Here is a 2,602-nt window from a genome sequence, read left to right as displayed (position 1 = left end):
GAGCTCTGGATGCTTTGTCGCTGCAGAATCGACGGCATGTGCCAGCCGCCGCGTTACATTGGCCCGCGTCATCATTCTACCGTCCCGCGTGGGTAAAAGCGGCGCATCGGCTCGAATCTGCGGGTTCAGCTGTAGCCACTCGCGCAACGCCCGTGCCGTGTTCTTCCACAGCGGCAGCGTGCGCTGCTTGCGTCCCTTACCGTGAAGCCGGATGCTGCTGCTTGGCCCAAGAACCACATCGGACATCCGTACGCCGATGATCTCAGAGACGCGGGCGCCAGTGTTAAACATAAGGGTCAGCATCAGTCGGTCGCGTTGGCCTAGCCAGGTGTCGGTGGCGACGTCGATGATGGCCAACATCTGCTCGCGTGGCAAGAAGCCCACCATGTGGCGATCGAAGCGCTTCATCGGCACGGCAAGCGCCTGCTCTATGATGGCGAGGTTGGCTGGATCCCGTCGCGCGGCGAACTTTAGGAAGGATCGGACCGCTGCCAATCGAACGTTGCGGCTTCTGACGGAATTGTTGCGCTGAATCTCCAGATGTTCGAGAAAACTGGCCAGAAACTGAGCGTTCAGATCGATTAGTTGGAAGTTGTGTGCTGGAAGGGAGCATGCCTTCTCAGCGTAGTTCAGCAACAGCACGAAGGTGTCGCGATAGGAGGCCACCGTACGCGGGCTCAGTGCCCGTTGCTGCAGCATATACGGACCGAAGAACTCCTGCACCAATGTGGCGAAGGTTGGGGAAGTTTGGCGGTTCATGAGCTGGCTCCTAGCGCCGCGAAGCATTCGAACCTCGTGCCGATGGAGTCCATGAGTTCCGGTACGCCGGTAAGGTACCAGTACGTGTCGGATATCTTGGCGTGGCCGAGATAGGTGCACAACCAGAATAATGCGTGATCGATCGACTGGCCTTGCTCGCGCCAGCATTGCAGCCGCCGCACCGCGAAGGTGTGGCGAAGATCGTGGATGCGCGGGGCTGGGTAGTCACCGCGAGCCTGCCATCCAAGATGCGACTGCATATGCCGAAAGACGCCCTCAACGGTCCTAGCAGGCAAAGCAGCGCCCGTCTGAGATACGAAGAATGGTACGTTGGGATCGGCACCATGACAGAGGTCGCGGGATAGACGGTATGCACCCAACGCTTGGATCGCGCTGCTGTGGAGCGGCAGGCATCGCGATTTACGGAACTTGGTCTGCCGGACCGTAACGGCGCTGGCTCCCAAGTCGACATCACGGATGGTTAGATTCAACGCCTCCGACAGACGCAGGCCTGCTGTTGCAATTAACCCGAACAGCGTCCGATAGGTCAGTGGCCGCAGTCCGCCGTGCGGCGTGAGACGGGCGGCGGCTTGCAGCAGTTGAGCGACTTCCTGGTCGGTGTAGATATGCGGCACAAGACGCCGATGCCCACGACCTAGTGCGCCCGCCGGCGGGATCTCGCTCGCCGGCTCAAATTGGCGGTAGTACGCAACGAAGGGCCTTACAACCTCAAGCCGACGCGCGGCGGTGACAGTGCTCGTGCGCTTGACGTGTTCGCGAGCCCATCCAACGATCAAATCTTGAGTCAAAGGACCCCGATGTTCGCGTGCATCGGCGTAGCGGGCGAAGCGCATTAGCTCAGTGCCAGGCGCGATCAATTCGAATCCTAGCTGCCGGCGCGCGTCCAAGTACTGCTGCACGACCACCATCATAGAGATGTCGATGCTCATGATCGTCTCCCGGGCCACGGCATAGCTACCGCGCCTAGCCTTGTGAAGTCGATCTTGGCGTAAATAAGGGAGGTGTCTAGCTCACGGTGCCTCAAGACATCGGCAACCTCCTTTAACGTGCCGCCGGTGTTCAGCAGCCGGCCGGCCAGCGTATGGCGAAGGATATGCACACGGGTATACGGCAAGCCGGCGCGCTGATAGGCCTCACGGACCGCCCGTCGAACAATGCCGGCGGCGACCGGCACTTCCACAGGAGCCACATGTCGAATGAAGACCCGCCGGCTAGAGGTTTGCGGTCGCTCGAAACGGATGTACTCGGCGATGGCAGCCCCGGTCGCCTGAGGCAACGGCAGGACGTCGGCGCGCCGTGACTTGGCCTTGCAGATCCGAACGGTGCCCGCCGCCCAATCGATATGATCTAACTCCAGGGCAACGACCTCACTGCTGCGAAGACCCAGATCGACTAGGCATCGCACCATCGCGTAGCATCGCAGCCGCGAGGGAAGACTTGGCGGAAAGGCATCCAGTAAGCGTTGGACCTCTGAAGGGGTCAACGTCTGAGGCTGTGATGCCAAGCGCCAGTTTGCTGGTGAGGCGACAATCGGCAGAAGATGTTCTGCCCGGTCACCTTCGAACGTGCGAAAGCGCAGATAGCTGCGAACGGCCGTGGTGGTGACGCCGGCACTGGCAGCACTGACACGCGATAATTCCTGGCGTAAAAACTGTCTGAGTTGATCTGATGTGGGCAGCCTGTCATCGTTTGCCATCGAAGCCAAAGGTCGCACGATGACCAGTCTGCCCCGTTGGCCACTTCAAACTCCCCCACTTCTGGCCGGTCAAATTCCCCCAGGCAGGACAGTCAGATTATCAATCATCGGTGCTGCTGCGCGCAA

Annotated in this window: 3 protein-coding genes; all 3 read right to left on the bottom strand. The window is 60.3% G+C overall.

What is annotated here, in order from left to right; all coding sequences use genetic code 11:
- On the bottom strand, positions 1-759 hold a 759-nt coding region (locus DFR37_RS22625; RefSeq protein WP_113935405.1), incomplete at its 3' end, for a tyrosine-type recombinase/integrase.
- The gene (locus DFR37_RS22620; protein WP_113935404.1) at positions 756-1,709 is read right to left on the bottom strand and encodes a tyrosine-type recombinase/integrase; all 954 of its coding nucleotides are present in this window, start codon (positions 1,707-1,709) and stop codon (positions 756-758) included. The genes DFR37_RS22625 and DFR37_RS22620, both read right to left, overlap by 4 nt.
- Positions 1,706-2,476 carry a tyrosine-type recombinase/integrase gene (locus tag DFR37_RS22615; RefSeq protein ID WP_242341959.1) on the bottom strand — a complete coding sequence of 257 codons (771 nt, stop codon included), beginning with the start codon at positions 2,474-2,476 and terminating at the stop codon, positions 1,706-1,708. Before DFR37_RS22615 ends, DFR37_RS22620 begins: the two co-directional genes overlap by 4 nt.
- Between the last annotated feature and the right edge of the window lie 126 nt (positions 2,477-2,602).

The sequence above is a fragment of the Eoetvoesiella caeni genome, from assembly GCF_003315175.1.
Lineage (GTDB): Bacteria > Pseudomonadota > Gammaproteobacteria > Burkholderiales > Burkholderiaceae_B > Eoetvoesia > Eoetvoesia caeni.
Note: the sequence above shows the minus strand (reverse complement) of the source record. Positions and strands in the feature narration are given on the sequence as shown.

What these genes read in the sequence shown, in the direction of transcription:
- DFR37_RS22620 (WP_113935404.1), bottom strand. Translation starts at nt 1,709, where the DNA reads ATGAGCATCGACATCTCTATGATGGTGGTCGTGCAGCAGTACTTGGAC.
- DFR37_RS22615 (WP_242341959.1), bottom strand. Translation starts at nt 2,476, where the DNA reads ATGGCAAACGATGACAGGCTGCCCACATCAGATCAACTCAGACAGTTT.